This window comes from Bosea sp. OAE506 (assembly GCF_040546595.1).
Taxonomy (GTDB): domain Bacteria; phylum Pseudomonadota; class Alphaproteobacteria; order Rhizobiales; family Beijerinckiaceae; genus Allobosea.
Genome location: NZ_JBEPOB010000001.1, coordinates 1,765,679 through 1,785,525, shown reverse-complemented (window position 1 = coordinate 1,785,525; position 19,847 = coordinate 1,765,679). Strand labels below are relative to the sequence as shown.

Annotated in this window: 15 protein-coding genes; 5 read left to right on the top strand and 10 right to left on the bottom strand. The window is 67.8% G+C overall.

Translation table 11 applies throughout. From position 1 onward, the window contains the following. Nucleotides 1–32: 32 nt before the first annotated feature. Complete coding sequence (locus ABIE41_RS08635) at nt 33–947, top strand: DMT family transporter (RefSeq protein ID WP_192644032.1); 915 nt, start codon at nt 33–35, stop codon at nt 945–947. On the opposite strand, the gene bla is transcribed toward ABIE41_RS08635, so the two are convergent. The 5 genes from bla to purL all read right to left on the bottom strand — a co-directional run bounded on the left by bla (nt 944) and on the right by purL (nt 5,369). Next, nucleotides 944–1,957, bottom strand: a complete 1,014-nt coding sequence (gene bla, locus ABIE41_RS08630; protein ID WP_192644033.1) for a class A beta-lactamase — start codon at nt 1,955–1,957, stop codon at nt 944–946. The two genes, ABIE41_RS08635 and bla, sit on opposite strands and share 4 nt — an antisense overlap. A 72-nt stretch (nt 1,958–2,029) precedes the next feature. After that, a complete protein-coding gene (grxD, locus tag ABIE41_RS08625) occupies nt 2,030–2,365 on the bottom strand; it encodes a Grx4 family monothiol glutaredoxin (protein WP_069056507.1) in 336 nt (111 codons plus the stop codon). A gap of 20 nt (nt 2,366–2,385) precedes the next feature. Further along, nucleotides 2,386–2,886: a DUF29 domain-containing protein gene (locus ABIE41_RS08620; RefSeq protein WP_192644034.1), complete on the bottom strand. Its 501-nt coding sequence runs from the start codon at nt 2,884–2,886 to the stop codon at nt 2,386–2,388. 24 nt (nt 2,887–2,910) lie between these two features. After that, nucleotides 2,911–3,147 (bottom strand): BolA/IbaG family iron-sulfur metabolism protein, encoded by a 237-nt coding sequence (locus ABIE41_RS08615; RefSeq protein ID WP_076438589.1) that lies wholly within the window; start codon nt 3,145–3,147, stop codon nt 2,911–2,913. Between the two features lie 11 nt (nt 3,148–3,158). Beyond that, nucleotides 3,159–5,369, bottom strand: coding sequence for a phosphoribosylformylglycinamidine synthase subunit PurL (gene purL, locus ABIE41_RS08610; RefSeq protein WP_192644035.1), 2,211 nt, complete (start codon nt 5,367–5,369; stop codon nt 3,159–3,161). A gap of 178 nt (nt 5,370–5,547) precedes the next feature. Between purL and ABIE41_RS08605 the strand changes: the two genes are divergently transcribed. Then, on the top strand, nt 5,548–6,789 hold the full coding sequence (locus ABIE41_RS08605) for a TadE/TadG family type IV pilus assembly protein (RefSeq protein ID WP_192644036.1): 1,242 nt from the start codon (nt 5,548–5,550) through the stop codon (nt 6,787–6,789). Here ABIE41_RS08605 and ABIE41_RS08600 read toward each other — a convergent pair. The 3 genes from ABIE41_RS08600 to ABIE41_RS08590 all read right to left on the bottom strand — a co-directional run bounded on the left by ABIE41_RS08600 (nt 6,764) and on the right by ABIE41_RS08590 (nt 9,148). Then, nucleotides 6,764–7,216, bottom strand: a complete 453-nt coding sequence (locus tag ABIE41_RS08600) for an acyl-CoA thioesterase (RefSeq protein WP_192644037.1) — start codon at nt 7,214–7,216, stop codon at nt 6,764–6,766. The two genes, ABIE41_RS08605 and ABIE41_RS08600, sit on opposite strands and share 26 nt — an antisense overlap. Nucleotides 7,217–7,357: 141 nt before the next feature. Further along, nucleotides 7,358–8,239: a methyltransferase domain-containing protein gene (locus tag ABIE41_RS08595; RefSeq protein WP_192644038.1), complete on the bottom strand. Its 882-nt coding sequence runs from the start codon at nt 8,237–8,239 to the stop codon at nt 7,358–7,360. A gap of 27 nt (nt 8,240–8,266) precedes the next feature. Continuing rightward, a complete protein-coding gene (locus ABIE41_RS08590) occupies nt 8,267–9,148 on the bottom strand; it encodes a UTP--glucose-1-phosphate uridylyltransferase (protein WP_192644039.1) in 882 nt (293 codons plus the stop codon). Nucleotides 9,149–9,322: 174 nt separating this feature from the next. Here ABIE41_RS08590 and galE point away from each other — a divergent pair, with 174 nt between their 5' ends. From galE to ABIE41_RS08575, 3 genes are all read left to right on the top strand, one after another. Next, nucleotides 9,323–10,312: a UDP-glucose 4-epimerase GalE gene (gene galE, locus ABIE41_RS08585; protein WP_192644040.1), complete on the top strand. Its 990-nt coding sequence runs from the start codon at nt 9,323–9,325 to the stop codon at nt 10,310–10,312. Between the two features lie 119 nt (nt 10,313–10,431). Further along, nucleotides 10,432–11,673: a lytic murein transglycosylase gene (locus tag ABIE41_RS08580; protein WP_192644041.1), complete on the top strand. Its 1,242-nt coding sequence runs from the start codon at nt 10,432–10,434 to the stop codon at nt 11,671–11,673. A 62-nt stretch (nt 11,674–11,735) separates the two neighbouring features. Beyond that, nucleotides 11,736–12,959 (top strand): SGNH/GDSL hydrolase family protein, encoded by a 1,224-nt coding sequence (locus ABIE41_RS08575; RefSeq protein ID WP_192644042.1) that lies wholly within the window; start codon nt 11,736–11,738, stop codon nt 12,957–12,959. Between the two features lie 105 nt (nt 12,960–13,064). Here ABIE41_RS08575 and ABIE41_RS08570 read toward each other — a convergent pair whose 3' ends face one another. After that, nucleotides 13,065–14,489, bottom strand: coding sequence for a glutamate synthase subunit beta (locus tag ABIE41_RS08570; protein ID WP_192644043.1), 1,425 nt, complete (start codon nt 14,487–14,489; stop codon nt 13,065–13,067). Between the two features lie 111 nt (nt 14,490–14,600). After that, on the bottom strand, nt 14,601–19,337 hold the full coding sequence (gltB, locus tag ABIE41_RS08565) for a glutamate synthase large subunit (protein WP_465247115.1): 4,737 nt from the start codon (nt 19,335–19,337) through the stop codon (nt 14,601–14,603). Between the last annotated feature and the right edge of the window lie 510 nt (nt 19,338–19,847).

The following is a 19,847-nucleotide window of genomic DNA, read 5'->3' as shown; positions in this document are numbered from 1 at the left end:
TGCAGGAGCCCGTTTCCCGATCGGTTGACCGCTTGCCCGCGAACCAGACCCTCAAGCAGCGCCTCTGGGGCAATGCCTATCTGCTGCTGACCCTGACGACCCTGATGTGGGGCGGCAATGCGGTGGCCGGTCGCCTCGCGGTCGACGCCATCTCGCCGATGGCGCTGACCTCGCTGCGCTGGGTCGTGGTCTGCGCGGTCATGCCGGTGCTGCTGCGCCATCAGATCAAGGCGCACTGGCCGGTGCTCAAGGCCCACTGGAAGTTCATCGTCGCGATGGGCACCATCGGCTTCACCGCCTTCAACGCCCTGATGTATCTCGCCGCCTATTCGACGACGGCCATCAATATCGGCATTCTCCAGGGCTCGATCCCGGTCTTCGTGCTGATCGGCGCCTTCATCGCCTATCGCACGCCGATCGGCCCCGTGCAGGCGCTCGGCGTCCTCGTCACGCTGCTCGGCGTCGCCGTCGTCGCCAGCCGGGGCGAATTCGCGGTACTCCGGCAATTCGCCTTCGCGCCCGGCGATCTCTTCATGATCGTCGCCTGCACCTTCTATGCGGGCTACACGGTGGCGATCCGCTCGCGGCCGCAGGTGCCCGGCCTCGTCTTCTTCTCGGCGCTGGCGATGGTGGCCTGCCTGGTGTCACTGCCGCTGCTGGCGATTGAGGTCGCGCAGGGCGCCTTCACGGTGAAGACGCCGCAAGGCTGGCTGATCCTGCTCTATGTCGCGATCGGCCCGTCGATCCTGTCGCAGCTCTTCTTCATGCGCTCGGTCGAGCTGATCGGCCCGGGACGCGCCGGCGTCTTCGTCAATCTCGTGCCGGTCTTCGCGCCCATCCTCGCCGTTCTGATCCTCGGCGAGCAGCTCGCGCTCTATCATGGCGTCGCCCTGCTGCTCGTGCTCGGCGGCATCTTCATCGCCGAGCGGCTGGCCAAGCGCGCCTAGCGCAGCGCCGAGACCGCCAGCCGCGCCACGGCGGCATGGGCCGCCTCGCGCTGCTTTGCATCCGTCGTCGAGCCGGCCAGATAGACCGCGATGGCGAAGACACGCCCATTCGGCAGGGTGACGAGCCCGATGTCGTTGGTGGCGTGGTTGATCCCGTCTATCGTCAGGCCGGCACCCGTCTTGTGGGCGAAGCGCGCGCCTTGCGGCAGTCCGGCGCGGATGCGGTCGGGACCCGACTTCGTTTCAAGGGTGATCTTGTCGATCAGCGCGCTGTGCGCCGGCTCGCGCAGCCAGTTGCCCTTCGCCTGCGCCTCGACGAAGGCGACGCTGGCCTCGGGCGTGGCGCTGTCGCGTGGATCCTTCAGGGCCGCCTGGAGAGCCGCCTTGCGCTTAGTCGGATCCAGTGCGGAGAGCCTGGCGCGGTAGGCCGGTTCGTCGATCACCTGCGACCAGCCGAAGCCGGCCAAGCCGAACACCTCGGGCTGGAACTGCCGCTCATAGCGATCGACGGAGATACCGGTGATGCCGCCGGCCTTGAGCATGGCGGTGACCGCCTGCGGCCCGCCGATCTCGCGCATCAGGATGTCGGCGGCGGTGTTGTCGCTCTCGCCGGCGGCGAGCGCGATCAGCTCCCGCACCGGATAGGCGTTGGCCTCACCCTTGAAGGCCTTGGCGAGCGGGCTGTGATAGAGCGAGAATTCGCTGCGCCTGATCGTGACCGGCTGGTCGAGCCTGAGCTTGCCGGCCTCGACCGCCTGCAGCGCCGCAATGGCGAGCGGCCATTTGAACACGCTCTGCATCGGGAAGCGCTCGCTGCCGCGATGCGACCAGAGCGAGCGGTCCTTCAGATCGAGCAGGGCGACGCCGAGCCGGCCCTTGGCCTCCCGCTCGATCGCGCCGATCTCGCGCGACAGCCTCGCCTTGTCCCAATCGGCAAGCGCCGGTGCCGGCGTGAGCCAAGGCGCCGCAGTGGCGCAGGCGAGGATGGCGGTCGTAATGAAGCGAGGCATCGGCGTCTCCCGTGAGCGGCGCGCACGGAAGACGGCGAATGGGGCGCCGGTTTGTCGGGCCGGAGGCGGGACTCAGCTCGCCTGCTTGACCGCGATGCCCTTCTCGGCAAGCAGCGCCTGCAGCTCACCAGCCTGGAACATCTCGCGGGTGATGTCGCAGCCGCCGATGAACTCGCCCTTGACGTAGAGCTGCGGAATCGTCGGCCAGTTCGAATAGGCCTTGATGCCCTCGCGGATCTCCTGGTCCTCGAGCACGTTCACGCCTTTGAACGGCACGCCGACATAGGACAGGATCTGCACGACCTGCCCCGAGAAACCGCACATCGGGAACTGCGGCGTGCCCTTCATGAAGAGCACCACATCGGCGGACTTCACCTCGGAATCGATGCGGGCGTTGGTGTCGGACATGAGCGTGATCCTATGTTGCGTCAGTGGCTTGAAGACGACTTGCCGAGCAGCGTTTCGAGGCCGCTGCGATGATCGAAAGCCGCGTCCAGAAGCTGGTCGAGTTCGAAGGGGTTTTTCGCAGGGATCCCCGGCGGAATCCGGACACCGTAGATCCGCAGCGTATCGGCCGCGAAGCGGAAGGCGCTCTGCCAGATCGCGTCCATGTCGAGATGCTGGCGCATCGATGGACGGTAATCCTCGCGCGCCTCGGCAAGCGCGCGGTTGGTCTCGCCCTCCCAGACCCGGCAGGACAGCGCATCGGGATCGCAATAGGCCTTGATGATGTGCTCCAGCGCGACGCGCAGTTTTGAGGCGACAGCCTTCCACTCGCTGCGTCCCAAGGTTTCGATCTCCTCGGCGATGTTCTCCCAGTCGAGCAGATTCGACAGCTCCGGACGCGTGCGGGCAAGCTCGCGGATGCCTTGAGCCTGGCGTTCGGACCAGCTGACGATGTCGTCCTCGTAAAGCGTATCGGCCGGCATGGCAGCCTCCGCGGAAAAGCTCCCCTAATTCTGGGGAACCGAGGTCGTCAGCGCAAGGGCGTGCAGGACCCCGCCCATGTTCCCCTGCAGCGCGGCATAGACCATCTGGTGCTGCTGCACCCGGGTCTTGCCCTTGAAGGCGGCCGAGGTCACCGTCGCGGCGTAATGGTCGCCGTCGCCGGCGAGATCCTTGATCTCGACGATCGCATCCGGCAGCGCCGCCTTGATCATCGCCTCGATGTCGTGGGCATCCATCGCCATGGCGGTTCTCCTCAGGCGGTCTTGCCGGCCATATAGGCCGGCAGCCAGGTCTCATGGGCGCTCTTCAGATCGGAAACCACCACAGGGGTCTCGCCCGCCAGCGCCAGCGCCGCTCCGCCCGTGCGGCCGAGCACGGCCACCGGCACGCCCGCCGCCGCGATCTCGGCCCGGACCGCATCGGCAGAGCCGGCCGGCACGGTGACGAGATAGCGCGCCTGGTCCTCGCCGAAGAGCACGGCATGGGCCGGGCCCGCCGGCAGTGTTTCGATGGTGGCGCCAATGCCGCCCGCCATGGCCATCTCAGCCAGAGCCACGGCTAGGCCGCCGTCGGACAGGTCGTGGCAGGCGCTGACGCGCCCGGTCGTGATCAGGCCGCGCACGACATCGCCATTGCGGCGCTCGACGGCGAGATCGACCGGCGGCGGCGCACCCTCCTCACGGCCGCAGATCGTCGCGAGATAGGCGCTCTGGCCGAGCCAGCCGGTGGTTTCGCCGATCAGCAGGATCGCCTCGCCCTCCGCCTTGAAGGCGACGGTCGCATGCTTCGTCACGTCCGCCAGCACGCCGACGCCGCCGATGGTCGGGGTCGGCAGGATCGAGACACCGTTGGTCTCGTTGTAGAGCGAGACATTGCCGGAGACGACCGGGAAGTCGAGCGCGCGGCAGGCCTCGCCGATGCCCTTGATGCAGCCGACGAGCTGGCCCATCACCTCGGGCCGCTCGGGATTGCCGAAGTTCAGATTGTCGGTGACGGCGAGCGGGGTCGCCCCGGTCGCGGTGAGATTGCGCCAGGCTTCCGCCACCGCCTGCTTGCCGCCCTCGAAAGGATCGGCCTCGCAATAGCGCGGGGTGACGTCGGCGGTCATGGCCAGGCCCTTCGGCCCGTCCTCGATGCGGATCAGCCCGGCATCGCCGCCCGGCGTCACCACCGAATTGCCGAGGATCAGCGTGTCATACTGCTCCCAGACCCAGCGCTTAGAGCAGAGGTCGGGCGAGCCGATCAGCTTCAGCAGGGCCTGGGCGTTCGCGACCGGCGCCGCGACGCTCTCGGGCGCGATGCGCTGCTTCGGCGGCGTCTCGATCCAGGGTCGGTCATATTCGGGCGCCTCGTCGCCGAGCTCCTTGATCGGGAGATCGGCCATGGTCTCGCCCTGGTGCTTCACGACGAAGCGCAGATCGTCGGTGGTGTGGCCGACGACGGCGAAGTCCAGCCCCCATTTCCGGAAGATCGCCTCGGCCGGCTCCTCATGGCCGGGCTTGATCACCATGAGCATGCGCTCCTGGCTTTCCGACAGCATCATCTCATAGGCGCTCATGCCGTCCTCACGGCAGGGCACGGCATCGAGATTGAGCTCCACACCCAGATCGCCCTTGGCACCCATCTCGACCGCCGAGCAGGTCAGGCCCGCCGCGCCCATGTCCTGGATCGCGTCGACATGGCCAGCCGCCATGATCTCGAGGCAGGCCTCGAGCAGGAGCTTCTCCGCGAAGGGATCGCCGACCTGCACGGTCGGGCGCTTCTCCTCGGCGCCCTCGCCGAAGGCGGCCGAGGCCATGGTCGCGCCATGGATGCCGTCGCGGCCGGTCTTGGATCCGAGATAGACGATCGCCTTACCGACGCCCGAGGCCTTGGCGTAGAAGATCTCGTCCGCCCGCGCGATGCCCACCGCCATGGCGTTGACGAGGATATTGCCGTCATAGCGGCTGTGGAAACCGGTCAGACCGCCGACATTGGGCACGCCGAAGGAATTGCCGTAGCCGCCGACGCCGGCGACGACGCCCGAGACGAGATGGCGCGTGCGCGGATGGTCCGGCGAGCCGAAGCGCAACGCATCGAGCACCGCGATCGGCCGCGCACCCATGGTGAAGACGTCGCGCAGGATGCCGCCGACACCCGTCGTCGCGCCCTGGTAGGGCTCGATGAAGGAGGGGTGGTTGTGGCTCTCCATCTTGAAGACGATGGCGAGACCGTCGCCGATATCGATGACGCCGGCATTCTCGCCCGGCCCCTGAATGACCCAGGGCGCCTTGGTCGGCAGCGTCTTCAGATGGATCTTCGAGGATTTGTACGAGCAGTGCTCGTTCCACATCGCCGAGACGATGCCGAGTTCGGTGATCGTCGGCTCGCGCCCGATCAGATGCAGGAAGCGCTGATACTCGTCGGGCTTCAGGCCGTGTTCGGCGACGAGCTGCGGCGTGATCTTGATGTCGTTGGGAATCACGGGGCGAGGGTTCCTGCCGTTCCGGCCGCGCGGCCAGTTTCGATGCGCGGGGCATAACCCGACTGACGGGCGTAGACAACGCATTCCCGCCGCATCGGCCTCTGCGCGGCCCGGTTGGCACGCCGCCTGCGCTGATTGGGGCAGCACGGGGCGCACCGTGCCGCGGAGGAACATCTCGATGTCGCTTTTGTCCCGTTTCAGGAAGGACCGCTCCGGCAATGTCGCGGTTCTGTTCGGTTTCGCGGCGGTGCCGCTGATCGGGCTGGCCGGCGCCGTCGTCGATTACGGCCGGGCCGCCTCGGCGCGGACGACGCTGAACGCCGCGGTCGACTCGGCCGCGCTGATGGTGGCACGCGACGCCTCGAAGATGACCGACTCGCAGCTGCGGACCCGCGCCGAAGCGCTGATCCGGGCCAATTTCTCCGGCAACACCAGCGCCACGCTCGACGGCTACACGGTCACCATCGACCGCACGGCCCGCACCGTGAACGTCACCGCCAACGGCACCGTCGAGACGAGCCTCGCCCGCGTCATGGGCTTCGACACGGTCGCCGTCGCCTCCTCGGCTCAGTCAGCCTGGGGCACGAACACCATCGAACTCGCGTTGGTCCTCGACAACACCGGCTCGATGGCGGCGTCGAACAAGATGACCGAGCTGAAGAAGGCCTCGCTCGATCTCCTGAAGATCATGAAGGACGCTTCGACCGCCACCGACCAGATTCGCATCTCGGTCGTTCCCTTCGCCACCCAGGTGCGCCTGCCGACGAGCTACAAGGACGCGCCCTGGCTGCGCTACGACCAGACCCGCACCATCGGCAGCGGCCGCAGCCGGACAACCGAAACCATCACCAAGGCGACCTGGCAGGGCTGCATCAGCGACCGCGACAAGCCCAACGATGTGAGCGATGCGAACGCGGTTGCGGGCGTCAACGCCACGCTCTATCCGGCCGATTTCTGCGCCCAGTCGACCCTGACGCCCATGCGCCCGCTGACCAGCGACTGGACCGCGCTGGAAAGCACCGTCAACGCCATGACGCCGGTCGGCAACACCAACGTCACCATCGGCGCCGCCTGGGGCATGGCCAGCCTGAGCCAGGGCGCCCCCCTGCCGGAAGCCGCCGCCACGAGCACCCCGCGCCTGACAAAGTACATGATCCTGCTCACCGACGGCGACAACACGCAGAACCGCTTCGGCGACAGCCAGACGACGATGGACCAGCGCACGGCCGCCGCCTGCGCCAGCGCCAAGACGGCGGGGATCCGGGTCTACTCGATCCGCGTCATCGACGGGAACAGCAGCCTGCTGCGCGGCTGCGCCAGCGAGACCTCGATGTATTACGAGGTCTCCAATGCGTCGCAGCTCGGCCCCATCTTCCAGCAGATCGCCCGCGAGATCAGCCAGATCCGCCTGACGATGTGAGGGCTTCGAGCGCCACGCGCAGATCGGCCGGAATCGGCACCGGGCGCTGCGTCGCGCGATCGACATAGACATGGGTGAAGCGGCCCTGCGCCGCCGCCAGCCGCGAGTCCTGCCGGAAGACCCCGATGCGGTAGGTCACCGAGCTGGTGCCCAGCCGCTCGACGCCGAGGCCGAGTTCGACGGTCTCCGGAAAGGCCACGCTCTCGAAATAGGTGCAGGTCGTCTCGACCACGAGCCCGACCGTTGCGCTGCCGGCGATGTCGAGGAAGCCGTGCTCGACCAGCCAGGCGTTCACGGCGGTGTCGAACCAGGCGTAATAGACGACATTGTTGACGTGGCCGTAGACGTCATTGTCGTGCCAGCGCGTCGGGACCGGACGGAAGACGCCGAAGGCGGCGCGCTCGAGGCGTTCCTGTCTGCCGCTCATCGCCCGGCTCCTCCTAACAGCTCCGAAGTCCGTCATTCTCGCCCTTGTGGCGTGAATCCACGTCTTGAACACCGCCCTCTCCGGAGAAAGACGTGGATAGTCGGGACAAGCCCGACCATGACGGGAAGGGCGTGCCCACACTCATGGTCGGCCCGCCTTGTCGCCCGTCCCGATCTCGGGCACGCCGAGCGCATCCGCCAGACGCGCCTTGGCCGAGCCAGGCCTGAGCGGCTTCTGCTGGCTTTCATGGGGTGCCCAGCCCGAGAGCCAGACGATCTCGAAGGTCGCGCGAAGCTTTCCATCGGGGTCCGCGAAACGCTCGGCATAGAGCGCGGCCGCCCGCATCAGCGTATCGCGGCGCAAGCCCGTCCTTCGCCGGGCCGTCAGGGCATTGCCCCAGCCCAACGCCCGCAGGTCGCGCAGCAGCCCGAACAGATCGCGATAGCGCACGGTCACGACCTCACTGTCGACGACCGGCAGTGCGAAGCCCGCCCGCTGCAGCAGGCTGCCGAGATCGCGCAAATCCGCAAAGGGCGCGATCCGGGGGCTGGCGCCGCCCGAGGTCTCGGCCTCCGCCTCCAGCAGCACCTGCCGCAGTTCGCTCAGCGTGCGCCCGCCGAGCAGGCAGCCGATGAACAGCCCGTCCGGCCGCAAGGCGCGGCGGATCTGGATCAGTGCGCCGGGCAGGTCGTTGACGCCCTGCAGGGCGAGCAGGGACGAAGCGAGATCGAGGCTGGCCGCAGCGAAGGGCAGTCTCTCCAGATCGCCCACCAGATCGGTCCGGCCGCCCGGCGCCTCCGCCATATGCAGCACGCGTGCAGCCTTGCCCCGCAGCACCGGCACGGCCAGCGGCAGCGACGAGCCGAGGTCGGCCGCGTCGCCGAACTGCCGGAGGACGGCCGCCAGCCGCTCCTCCAGATCCTGCGTCGCGCGCTCCAGCAGGAAGTCGGGATAGCCGGCCGCGAGCGCCCGCGTCAGGCGCCGGCGGCCGAGCGCGCGGTCGAAGACAATGCCGTCACTCACCCGGCCGGCTCCGGCCGTGGCGCATGATCAGCGCTCCATGAGCCGCTCGAGCTCCATGCGCAGCTGCGGGCCGAGATCGTCCCGGTCGAGCGCATAAGCGACATTCGCCGCCAGGAAGCCCATCTTCGAGCCGGTGTCGTAGATGTCGCCGTCGAAGCGCACGGCGTGGAACGGCTCCAGCCGCGACAGCGCGATCATCGAATCCGTGAGCTGGATTTCGCCGCCGGCGCCCGGCTCCTGATTGGCCAGCAGGTTGAAGATCGTCGGCTGCAGGATGTAGCGGCCGGTGATGTGCAGGTTGGAGGGAGCCGTGCCCTTCGCGGGCTTCTCGACCATCTTGGTCACCTTCGAGACCTTGGCCTCGCGGTTCTCGACACCGACGATCCCGTATTGATGGGTCTGGTCGTCGGGCACGGGAGCCACCGCGATATGGTTGCCGCCATGCTTGTTGTAGGCGTCGATCATCTGCGCGAGGCAGCCGCGGCCATGGGTGTGGTGCAGCATGTCGGGCAGCAGCAGGGCGAAGGGCTCGTCGTCGCCGATGATGTCGCGCGCGCACCAGACGGCGTGGCCGAGGCCCAGCGGCTGCTGCTGGCGGGTGAAGCTGGTCGCACCGGCGAGCGGCAGATCGGCGGCCAGGGCCTCGATCTCGGCGGTCTTGTTGCGCTTGCGCAGGGTGTCTTCGAGTTCGTAGGCGAAGTCGAAATGGTCCTCGATCACAGCCTTGTTGCGGCCGGTGATGAAGACGAAATGCTCGATTCCGGCGGCGCGCGCCTCGTCCACGACATGCTGGAGCACCGGCCGGTCGACGACCGTCAGCATCTCCTTCGGGATCGCCTTGGTCGCTGGGAGAAACCGGGTGCCGAGACCGGCGACGGGGAAGACGGCCTTGCGGATGCGTTTCGACATTGAAGGTCCAATTGGCGCCTCGGCATGGGGTGCCTGCGGCGGTTCGGGTGGAAGAGCGGCCAGCTCGCGGCTTGGTTGAGCCGGTCACATCGTATTAAAAGCAGAATGAGCTTGCGAGACCGTGAACGCGAGTTGCGTGGCGCGGTTCCTGTAGGCGGGAGGTGGCTGAAGGCGATGGCGGTACTTGTTTCGGGCGGTGCCGGTTATATCGGCAGCCACATGGTTCTGGAACTGCTCGACCGTGGCGAGAGCGTGGTCGTTCTGGACAACCTCTCCACCGGCTTCTGGTGGGCCGTGCCGAAGGAGGTGCCGCTGATCCAGGGCGATGTCGCCGACCAGGAGCTCGTGGCGCGCATCATCGCCGAGCATGGCGTGACCGAGATCGCCCATTTCGCCGCGAAGATCGTCGTCCCGGAATCCGTCGCCGATCCGCTGGGCTACTATCTCAACAACACCGTGAAGACGCGGGCCCTGCTGGAGAGTGCGGTGCGCGGCGGCGTGCGTCGCGTCATCTTCTCGTCCACCGCGGCCGTCTATGGCGAACCCGCGGTCAGCCCGGTGCCGGAGGAGATCGAGCTTCACCCGATCAACCCCTATGGCCGCTCCAAGCTGATGAGCGAATGGATGCTCGCCGATGCGGCGAAGGCGCATGGGCTGAGCTACATCGTGCTGCGCTATTTCAACGTCGCCGGCGCCGACCCCAAGGGCCGCTCCGGCCAGTCCTCCCCCAACGCGACGCATCTCATCAAGGTCGCCGGCCAGGCGGCGCTCGGCCAGCGCGACGGGCTCGAGGTCTTCGGCACCGACTATCCGACGCCCGACGGAACCTGCATCCGCGACTACATCCACGTCACCGACCTCGCCCGCGCCCATCTCGCCGCGCTCGACCATCTGCGCGGCGGCGGCGAGAGCCTGACCCTGAACTGCGGCTATGGCCGGGGCTATTCGGTGAAGGAGGTCGTCGAGGTCGTGAAGGCGGTGTCCGGCGTCGATTTCCCCGTCAGGCTCTCGGGCCGCCGTGCCGGCGACCCCGCCGCCCTCGTCGCCAAGGCCGACCGGATCCGCGACGAACTCGGCTGGAAGCCGGAGCATGACGACCTCGAGGAGATCGTCCGCCAGGCGCTGGCCTGGGAAACAAGCCTAAAGACCCGCAACGCGATGTGACCGCCTCCCCGCGGCGGCTTGCGACACCGCGCGCCCATCATTGCCGCCAGGCTTAACCTTTGGTTAATCTTGTTCGGGCGCTCTGGAGCGACCCTTCTCTCCAGCCGTCCGAGTTGTCCATGCGCCTGTCCGTCATCGCCGCAACGGCCCTGATCAGCCTGGCGCCCGCGCTTGCCCAGACGACGGGCTCGATCAGCACCTCCGCCCGCACGCGTGAGGCCCCGCCCACCCCAACCGCGCGCCCGGCCGAGGGCGATTTCGGCGCCTTCCTGCAGAAGCTCTGGCCGCAGGCCCAGGCGCGCGGGATCTCGCGCGCGACCTTCGACGCCGCCTTCCGCGGCGTGACGCCGGACCCCGCCATTGCGGCGCTGACGAAGAAGCAGTCGGAATTCACGGCCCCGATCTGGGGCTATCTCAACAGCGCGGTCGGCGGCACGCGCATTCCCCGCGGTCGCGATGCGGCAGCCGACAACGCCTCGGTGCTGGCGCAGGTCGAGGCGCGCTACGGCGTGCCAAAGGAGATCGTGCTCGGCGTCTGGGGCATGGAAACCAATTACGGCTCGTTCAAGGGCGACAAGGACACCATCCGCTCGCTGGCGACGCTCGCCCATATCCGCTACCGCGGCGACTTCTTCCGCGACGAGCTTCTGACCGCTCTGGAGCTGATCGAGGAGGGCCATGTCGAGCGCCGCGAGTTGCGCGGCTCCTGGGCCGGCGCCATGGGCCACACCCAGTTCATGCCCTCGAGCTACCGCAAATATGCAGTCGATTTCACCGGCGACGGCCATGCCGACATCTGGAACTCGACCGCCGATGCGCTCGCCTCCACGGCCAACTACCTCAAGGGCTATGGCTGGGTCCCGGGCCTGCCCTGGGGCCTCGAGGTCACGCTGCCCGAAGGGTTCGACCACAAGCTCAACAAGGCGAGCTTTTCGCAATTCGCCTCCGCCGGCGTGCGCAAGGCCGATGGCGGGCGCCTGCCCTCCTCAGGCGAGGGGCGGCTGTTCTACCCCGCCGGCCATCGCGGCCCGGTGATACTGCTGACCGCGAATTTTGACGTCATCAAGAAGTACAACTCGTCGGACGCCTATGCGCTCGCCGTCGGCCATCTCGGCGACCGCATCCTGGGCCGCCCCGCCATCCAGGCGGACTGGCCGGTCCAGGCGCCCCGCCTCGACAAGGCCGGCATCCAGGACCTGCAGCGCCGGCTCAAGACGCTCGGCCTCTACGACCATGACGCCGACGGGCGCATCGGCACCGGCACGCGCGAAGCGGTGCGCCAGTATCAGCTCCGGCAGGGCGAGATCCCCGATGGCTGGCCGACGCCGGCCCTGCTCGCGCGGCTGCGCAGCCCGCGCTGACGGATGCCGCGTCTTCCGCTATGATGGCGCGGCCCCGCAGAGGGGCGCGGATCGAGAGCCCGATGCGTTTGCGCGCCCTCTTCACGATGCTGGCGGTCGCCGGCCTGCTCCTTCTGGCCGGCGGAGCCCCCTCCCACGCGCAGCAGGCGCGACAGGCCCAGCCGCAACCGCAGCAGCAGCGCAGTTTCTTCCAGCTCTTCTGGCAGCAGCCTGCACAGCCCCAGGTCGTCCAGCCGCAGCGCCAGCGCGTCGCGCCGGTGGTTCGCCGCCGCCCGGCGGCTCCCGTCGTCGTCCGCGACGATCCCGTCATCCCCAAGGTCGACGTCGCCCACCACATCCTCGTCATCGGTGACTCGCTCGCCAACCTTCTGGCCGACGGTCTGGAGGAAGCGCTGGAGGACCGGCCCGATCTCGCCGTGATCGCGCGGGCGAAACCGGATTCGGGCCTCGTCCGCAGCGATTTCCACGACTGGCCCAGGGCCGCCGCCGAACTCGTCGCCGGCGATGCCAAGGTCGGACTGGGCGTCATGCTGGTCGGCCTCAACGACCGCCAGGCGATCCGCGAGGGCGAAACCGTTCACGAGCCGCTCAGCCCGCGCTGGCTCGAACTCTACCGCGAGCGCATCAATGCCGTCGCGCAGGCCTTCGCGGCACGGCGCGTCCCGCTGATCTGGGTCGGCGCGCCGCCGGTGCAGAACGCGCGGCTCTCCGCCGATCTGGTGACCTTCAACGAGCAGTACCGCCAGCAGGTCGAGCGTGCCGGCGGGCAATATGTCGATCTCTGGGGCGCCTTCGTCGATGCGGAAAACCGCTACGCTGCGATGGGCCCCGACGTCTCCGGCCAGCCCACGCGGCTGCGGCTCGGCGACGGTATCCACTTCACCGGCGCCGGCGCTCGCAAGGCCGCGCATTTCGTCGATGTGCTGGTGCGGCGGCTGTTTGCGCCAGGGGTCCAGAGCGGCATCATTGCGCTGCCGGTCTCGCCCGAGACCGGAGCCCCGACCAATCCCGAGCTGCAGCCGGGCGGCATCGAGCGCCTGATCGATCAGATGGTCGCGGGCCTGCCCGTGATCAGCCTGCCCGCCGCGCTCCAGGCCAAGCCCGCGGCCGGGCCGATCCTGCCGCTGACGGGGACGGCCGGGCCGGGCGAACAGGCGCTGCTGGTCTCGATCCCCGAGGCGCGGGGCCGCGGCGAAATCGCCGGCCAGCTCGACCGCATCTTCGGCGAGGGCATCCTGCCCGATCCGAAGCCGGGGCGAATGGACGATCACCGCTGGCCGCGGTGAGGCCCAGGGCCCGCCGTCATTCTCGGGCTTGACGCGAGAATCTCACGACGAGAGGCCACTGGTTTCCGGGATGGTCGGGTCAGGCCCGACCATGACGAAAGCCCCTCACACCGGCAGGATCGTCTCGCCCATCAGGTGCTTGTCGATCGCATGCGCGGCCTGGCGGCCCTCGCGGATCGCCCAGACGACGAGCGACTGGCCGCGGCGCATGTCGCCGGCGACGAAGACCTTGTCGACGCTGGTGCGATAGTCGCTGTCATTGGCGACGACGTTGGCGCGCTTGTCCACGGCCGCGCCCGACTGCGCGATCATGCCCTCGATCAGCGAACCGGCGAAGCCGATGGCGAGGAAGCAGAGATCGGCCTGCAGCACGAATTCGGTGCCCGGGATCGGCTGCCGCTTCTCGTCGACGCGGGCGCAGCGCACGCCGGTGAGCTTGCCGTTGCGACCCTCGAGCCCGAGCGTCGCCGCCTGGAACTCGCGCTCGGCGCCCTCGGCCTGCGAGGAGGAGGTGCGGAACTTCGTCGGCCAATAGGGCCAGACGGTGAGCTTGTCCTCGATCTGCGGCGCCATCGGCCGGATGTCGAGCTGCGTCACCGAGAGCGCACCCTGGCGGAAGGCCGTGCCGACGCAGTCCGACGCCGTGTCGCCGCCGCCCACCACGACGACATGCTTGCCGCCGGCAAGGATGGGCGTGATGCCCGAGACGTCCTCGCCACCCACCCGCTTGTTCTGCTGGGTGAGGTAGGGCATCGCGTAATGCACGCCGTCGAGATTGGTGTCCGGCAGGCCGGGATCGCGCGGGGTCTCGGCGCCGCCGCTCATCAGCACCGCGTCATGCCCGTCGACGAGCTCGCGGAACGGCAGCGTCACGCCGATGTTGACGTTGTAATGGAAGGTGACGCCCTCGGCCTCCATCTGCTTGACGCGGCGGTCGATGTGCTTCTTTTCCATCTTGAAGTCGGGGATGCCGTAGCGCAGCAGGCCACCGGCCCGCGCCTCGCGCTCATAGACATGGACCTCGTGGCCGACGCGGGCGAGCTGCTGCGCCGCTGCCAGGCCCGCCGGCCCGGAGCCGACGACGGCGATCTTCTTGCCGGTGCGGACCGCGGCCGGCTCAGGGACGATCCAGCCCTCCTGCCAGCCCTTGTCGGCGATCGCCTGCTCGATCGTCTTGATCGTGACCGGCATGTTCTCGAGGTTCAGCGTGCAGGCTTCCTCGCAGGGCGCGGGGCAGATGCGGCCGGTGAACTCCGGGAAGTTGTTGGTGGAATGGAGGTTGCGCAACGCATCCTCCCAGCCGCCGGAATAGACCAGTTCGTTCCAGTCCGGGATCTGGTTGTGGACCGGACAGCCGGTCGGCCCATGGCAGAACGGAATGCCGCAATCCATGCAGCGCGCCGCCTGCTTCTTGACGTCGCGCTCCTCCAGCGGGAGCGTGAACTCCCGGAAATGGCGGATGCGGTCGCCGGCGAGCTGATACTTCTGCTCCTGCCGGTCAAATTCGAGAAAGCCGGTGACCTTGCCCATGTCCTGTCTCTCGCCGTCCCGCCCGGCCTCGCCGGGCATCCCCGCGGGGCGGGGCGCCTGTCCCGATGAAGTCCCGGGGCGGTCGAAGCCCGCCCGGAACCGACCCTCGTCTTATTCCGCCGCCTGCAGCGACCGCGCCTGTTCCATCTCGCGCAGCGCCCGGCGGTATTCGACCGGCATCACCTTGACGAACTTGGTCCGGTAATCGGCCCAGTTCTCCAGGATGCGCTTGGCCGTGTCAGAACCGGTATAGTCGACATGGTTCGTCAGCATCTGCATCAGGCGCTCCTCGTCATGGCCCGACATGTTGGCCATGTCGATGCGGCCCTTGTGCTCGAGGTCGCCACCATGATGGTGCAGCCGCTCCATCAGGTCCTCCTCCTCCTCGACCGGTTCGAGATCGACCATGGAGAGGTTGCAGCGCTGGGCGAAGGTGCCGTCCTCGTCGAGGACATAGGCGATGCCGCCCGACATGCCGGCCGCGAAGTTGCGCCCCGTCGGCCCGATCACCGCGACGACGCCACCGGTCATGTATTCGCAGCCATGGTCGCCCGTGCCCTCGACCACCGCGACGGCGCCCGAATTGCGGACCGCGAAGCGCTCGCCGGCGATGCCGCGGAAATAGGCCTCGCCCGCGATCGCGCCGTAGAGAACCGTGTTGCCGACGATGATCGAGCGCTCCGGCACGGCCTTGGAGGCCGGGTCCGGCTTGACCACCAGCTTGCCGCCGGAGAGGCCCTTGCCGACATAGTCGTTGGCCTGCCCGGTCAGCTCGACGGTGACGCCCGCGGCCAGGAAGGCGGCGAAGCTCTGGCCCGAGGTGCCTTTGAGCTTCACCGTGATGGTGTCCTCAGGCAGGCCGGCATGACCGTACTTCTTGGCGACGGCGCCCGAGAGCATCGCGCCGACGCTGCGGTCGACATTGCAGATCGGGTGTTCGAGCACGACCGGCGCGCCGGTCTCCAGCGCGTCCTTCGCGCCCGCGATCAGCTTGCGGTCGAGCACGTCGTCGATCGGGTGCTTCTGCAGCTCGACATGGCGGATCGCCACGCCGGGCATGTCGACCTTGTGGAACAGCCGCGAGAAATCGAGACCCTTGGCCTTCCAGTGGTCGATCGCCTCGCGCTTGTCGAGCAGGTCGGAGCGGCCGACGATCTCCTCGAGCTTGGTGAAGCCCATCTCCGCCATGATCTTGCGCACGTCTTCGGCGACGAAGAAGAAGTAGTTGATGACGTGCTCGGGCAGGCCCTTGAACCGCTTGCGCAGCACCGGGTCCTGCGTCGCGACGCCGACCGGGCAGGTGTTGAGATGGCACTTGCGCATCATGATGCAGCCCGCCGCGATCAGCGGCGCGGTCGAGAAGCCGAACTCATCGGCCCCCAGCAGCGCACCGATCACCACGTCGCGGCCCGTGCGCAGGCCACCATCGACCTGCAGCGCGATGCGGCCGCGCAGCTGGTTGAGAACCAGCGTCTGCTGCGTCTCGGCCAGGCCGATCTCCCAGGGCGAGCCGGCATGCTTCAGCGAGGTCAGCGGGCTCGCGCCCGTGCCGCCCTCGAAGCCCGAGATGGTGATGTGGTCGGCACGCGACTTGGCGACGCCGGCCGCAACCGTGCCCACGCCGATCTCGGAGACGAGCTTCACCGAGACGTCCGCCGTCGGGTTGACGTTCTTCAGGTCGAAGATGAGCTGCGCCAGATCCTCGATCGAGTAGATGTCGTGATGCGGCGGCGGCGAGATCAGCCCGACGCCCGGCGTCGAATGCCGGACCTTGGCGATCTTGGCGTCGACCTTGTGGCCTGGCAGCTGGCCGCCCTCGCCGGGCTTGGCGCCCTGCGCGACCTTGATCTGCATGACGTCGGCATTGACCAGATACTCGGTCGTCACGCCGAAGCGGCCCGAGGCGATCTGCTTGATCGCGGAACGCTTCGAGCGCCCGTCCGCCATCGGCTTGAAGCGGATCGGCTCCTCGCCGCCCTCGCCGGTGTTGGACTTGCCGCCGATCTGGTTCATCGCGATCGCGATCGTCTCGTGAGCCTCGCGCGAGATCGAGCCAAAGGACATCGCGCCCGTGGCGAAGCGCTTCACGATCTCGGAGGCCGGCTCGACGCTCTCCAGCGGCACCGGCTGGCGTCCGTCCTCGCTGGCCCGCTTCAGCTTGAACAGGCCGCGGATCGTGGTCAGCCGCTGCGCCTCGTCGTTGACCTGCTTGGCGAAGTCCTCATAGCGATCCTGCGCGTTGAGGCGCACGGCATGCTGGAGCGAGGCGACGACGTCGGGCGTCCAGACATGGTCCTCACCGCGGATGCGATAGACATACTCGCCGCCGATATCGAGGCTGTTGCGGTAGACCGGCGCGTCGCCGAAGGCGTCCTTGTGGCGGCTGACGCTCTCCTGCGCGACCTCGTCGAGGCCGACGCCCTCGATCGCAGTGGCCGTGCCGAAGAAGTAGCGCTCGACGAAGTCGCTCTTGAGGCCGACCGCATCGAAGATCTGCGCGCCGCAATAGGACTGGTAGGTCGAGATGCCCATCTTGGACATGACCTTCAGCACGCCCTTGCCGACCGACTTGATGTAGCGCTTCACCACCTCATAGGCATCGACCTCGGTCGGGAAGGCGCCCTGCTCGTGCAGGTCGAGCAGCGTGTCGAAGGCGAGATAGGGGTTGATCGCCTCCGCGCCGTAGCCGGCAAGGCAGCAGAAATGATGGATCTCGCGCGGCTCGCCCGATTCCACCACGAGGCCGACCGAGGTGCGCAGGCCCTTGCGGATCAGGTGATGATGCACCGCCGCCGTCGCCAGCAGCGCGGGGATCGCAATCCGGTCCGGCCCGACCAGACGGTCGGAGAGGATGATGATGTTGTAGCCGCCATGGACCGCAGCCTCGGCGCGCTCGCAGAGCCGCTCCAGCGCCGCCGCCATGCCGCCCGCGCCGTCGCGGGCCGGATAGGTGAAGTCGATCGTCTTGGTGTCGAAGCGATCCTCGTAATGGCCGATGCAGCGGATCTTCTCGAGATCATCATTGGTCAGGATCGGCTGGCGCACCTCGAGCCGCTTGCGCCGCGAGGTGCCTTCGAGGTCGAGGATGTTCGGCCGCGGGCCGATGAAGGAGAGCAGGCTCATCACCAGCTCCTCGCGGATCGGATCGATCGGCGGGTTGGTGACCTGGGCGAAGTTCTGCTTGAAATAGGTATAGAGCAGCTTCGACTTCGACGAGAGCGCCGAGATCGGCGTGTCCGTACCCATCGAGCCGACGGCTTCCTGACCCGTCACCGCCATCGGCGCCATCAGGATACGGGTGTCCTCCTGCGTATAGCCGAAGGCCTGCTGGCGATCGAGCAGGGCCACATCGGTGCGCTGCGCCCGCGCCTCGACCGGCGGCAGATCCTCCAGCACGATCTGGGTGCGCTTCAGCCAGTCCTTGTAGGGATTGGCGAGGCACAGCGACGTCTTGATCTCGTCGTCGCCGATGATGCGGCCCTCTTCGAGATCGATCAGCAGCATCTTGCCGGGCTGCAGGCGCCACTTCTCGACGATCTTCTCCTCCGGGATCGGCAGCACGCCGAATTCGGAGGCCAGCACCACGAGCCCGTCATCGGTGACGAGATAGCGCGCCGGCCGCAGGCCGTTGCGGTCCAGCGTCGCACCGATCTGCTTTCCGTCGGTGAAGGCGATCGCGGCCGGCCCGTCCCAGGGCTCCATCAGCGCAGCGTGATACTCGTAGAAGGCGCGCCGCTCCTCGTTCATCAGCGGGTTGCCGTTCCACGCCTCGGGAACGAGCATCATCATCGCATGAGCCAGCGAGTAGCCGCCCTGCACCAGGAATTCGAGCGCGTTGTCGAAGCAGGCAGTGTCGGACTGGCCCTCATAGGAAATCGGCCAAAGCTTCGAGATGTCGGGCCCGAACAGCTCGGAATCGACGGATGCCTGCCGCGCCGCCATCCAGTTGACGTTGCCGCGCAGCGTGTTGATCTCGCCGTTATGGGCGACCATCCGGTAGGGATGCGCCAGCCGCCAGGACGGGAAGGTGTTGGTGGCGAAGCGCTGATGCACCAGCGCGATCGCGCTTTCGAAGCGCTCGTCCTGCAGATCCTTGAAATAGCTGCCGAGCTGCGTGACCAGCACCATGCCCTTGTAGACGATGGTGCGCGCCGACATCGAGACCGGGTAATAGGTCGCGGTGGCGCGGTCCTTCAGCTTGTAGACCTTGTTGGAGACCGACTTGCGCAGGACGTAGACCTTGCGCTCGAACTCCTCCTCGGTCGCGATCTCGGCCGGCCGGCCGACGAAGAGCTGGCGATGGACCGGCTCGGTCTCCTTCACCGCCTTGCCGAGATCGGAGCCGTCGACCGGAACGTCGCGCCAGCCGAGGAAGATCAGGCCTTCCTCGATGACGGTCTGCTCGACGATGTCCTCGCAGACCTTACGGTCGCCGGCATCGCGCGGCATGAAGAACTGCCCGATCGCGTAATGGCCGACCTCCGGCAGGGCGATGCCGAGCGTCGCGCATTCCTCGCTGAAGAAGCGATGCGGGATCTGGGTCAGGATGCCGCAACCGTCGCCGAGCTTCGGGTCGGCGCCGACCGCGCCGCGATGGTCGATGTTGAGCAGGATCTGCAGGCCCTGCGCGACGACGGCGTGGCTCTTGCGGTTCTTCATGTCGGCGATGAAGCCGACGCCGCAGGAATCCTTCTCCATCGAGGGGTCATAGAGCCCCTGGCGCACCGGCATGGCGGGGTCGCGCACCTCGGGAAAACGCTCGAAGGCCGGCGTGACCGGCGTCGTGACGCCCACGGTCTCCGGGCTCTCGAAGGCGCCGCTCGACTGGCTGGTTTCGCTCATCGTCAAACCCCGCTTGCCACCGCCCGCCCAGCTTTCGCCGGAGGGCCACCTTGAGTCCATATCACCTGTCGGCCATGCCGGGCCGCCCTGCTCGCCGCGGCTCGCGGAGCTGCAGCAAGGACGGGGCCAACCTGGCCGGGTCGCTCGTTCGTCGGAGGTGGCTTGCGCTGGTCTCGGGGCGCCCGCGTCCTCCGCAGGCGCTGAGGGCTTTCGCCCTGCCGCGCCTGTCAGGCCGCCGCTTTGCGGGCGGCGCGCGTACGAGTGGCTTTGGCGTGTTTGGCCGTGCCCTTCGTCATCGATCCGCTCCGTTGCGATGGCACGACCGTTCCTCTTGCGGGGCCCGGCCGGCGGCTGAAAAATGGGACAGCAACACTGTCCTATTCGCTGAATTTGCCAGAATTCCAATCTCCGCACAAGCGGTGATTCGTCACGCTTCGGAAATTTTATGTTGAATGAACGGCGTGTCCCGACATTTCCGGCATGAAGGGCCGCGATGAAGGCTCACTTCCTGTCGAG

Bases quoted from the DNA above. Each gene is read 5' to 3' on its own strand.
- bla (WP_192644033.1), bottom strand. From the start codon at position 1,957: ATGCCTCGCTTCATTACGACCGCCATCCTCGCCTGCGCCACTGCGGCG.
- grxD (WP_069056507.1), bottom strand. From the start codon at position 2,365: ATGTCCGACACCAACGCCCGCATCGATTCCGAGGTGAAGTCCGCCGAT.
- ABIE41_RS08620 (WP_192644034.1), bottom strand. From the start codon at position 2,886: ATGCCGGCCGATACGCTTTACGAGGACGACATCGTCAGCTGGTCCGAA.
- ABIE41_RS08615 (WP_076438589.1), bottom strand. From the start codon at position 3,147: ATGGCGATGGATGCCCACGACATCGAGGCGATGATCAAGGCGGCGCTG.
- ABIE41_RS08605 (WP_192644036.1), top strand. From the start codon at position 5,548: ATGTCGCTTTTGTCCCGTTTCAGGAAGGACCGCTCCGGCAATGTCGCG.
- ABIE41_RS08600 (WP_192644037.1), bottom strand. From the start codon at position 7,216: ATGAGCGGCAGACAGGAACGCCTCGAGCGCGCCGCCTTCGGCGTCTTC.
- ABIE41_RS08590 (WP_192644039.1), bottom strand. From the start codon at position 9,148: ATGTCGAAACGCATCCGCAAGGCCGTCTTCCCCGTCGCCGGTCTCGGC.
- galE (WP_192644040.1), top strand. From the start codon at position 9,323: ATGGCGGTACTTGTTTCGGGCGGTGCCGGTTATATCGGCAGCCACATG.
- ABIE41_RS08580 (WP_192644041.1), top strand. From the start codon at position 10,432: ATGCGCCTGTCCGTCATCGCCGCAACGGCCCTGATCAGCCTGGCGCCC.
- ABIE41_RS08575 (WP_192644042.1), top strand. From the start codon at position 11,736: ATGCGTTTGCGCGCCCTCTTCACGATGCTGGCGGTCGCCGGCCTGCTC.
- ABIE41_RS08570 (WP_192644043.1), bottom strand. From the start codon at position 14,489: ATGGGCAAGGTCACCGGCTTTCTCGAATTTGACCGGCAGGAGCAGAAG.